This is a genomic window from Brunnivagina elsteri CCALA 953 (assembly GCF_002289455.1).
Lineage (GTDB): Bacteria > Cyanobacteriota > Cyanobacteriia > Cyanobacteriales > Nostocaceae > Brunnivagina > Brunnivagina elsteri.
Genome location: NZ_NTFS01000788.1, coordinates 1 through 1,102, shown reverse-complemented (window position 1 = coordinate 1,102; position 1,102 = coordinate 1). Strand labels below are relative to the sequence as shown.

The following is a 1,102-nucleotide window of genomic DNA, read 5'->3' as shown; positions in this document are numbered from 1 at the left end:
ATGTACGTTCCTTTGCTCGTGGTGACTTCTTTGGCAGCATTACACAACTTATCAAAAATGCGATTGGTTCCGTCGAAGTTCCAGATTTGGGTGAAGTTGTCAGCGAAATCATGAAAGGTTCGTTACCTGAAGATGGAGTTATAGCAAATAAGTTGGAAAATAAAATTCCCAATTCCTATGCAATTCGTCAGGATTTAGCCAATCAGAGTGAAAGAGTTGGAGCGATTGAGGTTGCACAAATTAAAACTCTTTCTAAAAATGCTCAACAAGAATCTAAATTAACTTTGGAGCAAAGTACAAATTCTGAGATTGAATCAAGTCAAATGTCGGATGATTCCCAAAACTCTGATACTTCGCAGCAAATTTTGCAAAATATATCCAAACAACTAAAAAGTAATACGACAATTGCCGATTTACAGCTTCAAGAAGCATCACAAGCAAGACAAGATAGAGCTTTAGGATTAACTTTAACTGCTCAAACTGCACAAGAATTAAATGCAGCAAATACGAGAGAAAGACAAACTCAAATTTCAACTGGAAATAGTGCTGTCTCTCAATCTTCATTATTAACAATGCCAGGAGGCACTGTTCTAGGTCAATCAAATCAATAAAATGGAAATTTTATGTCTCCCCCACTCCTTTCTCAAATTCCATCAGATAATTATTCTGACTCTAGTGTGGGTATCGGTTTAGTTAGAAGTAGTATTGAACTAAGCAAACAAACAGTTGAATCTTGGAATAAGGTTTGGGGAGATGTAGTTAATCCATCTGGAGCATTGTGGGCAGGTTTATGTAATTTAGGAACTACACTTGCAGCTTTAAGTATTATTTTTCTGGCTGTCAAAATGATTGCTGATTATCAAGAAAAGCGGTTTTTATGGTCAGAATTAGCTGCTTCTTTTATCTATCCATTGGTAATTGCCATTTTTTTGGGAAGTAACGGTTATTTACTATCTCAAACTGTACTTGTTATTAGAAATATTGGTCATCAACAAGTCGTGAGTGTTCTCAATATTCAACTTGCTGATACGACATTTAAAAGTGCAATTTCAAACGTGACTTTAACCCAGAATGTCAAAACTCAAATATCGACAATTTACGC

Annotated in this window: 1 protein-coding gene and 1 pseudogene; both read left to right on the top strand. The window is 35.6% G+C overall.

Annotated elements, in window-relative coordinates; all coding sequences use genetic code 11:
- Positions 1-611: hypothetical protein (locus tag CK510_RS30685; RefSeq protein ID WP_095725161.1), on the top strand; the 611-nt coding region annotated here is incomplete at its 5' end.
- A gap of 12 nt (positions 612-623) precedes the next feature.
- A pseudogene (locus CK510_RS30680) lies at positions 624-1,102 on the top strand (hypothetical protein); the annotation flags it as partial.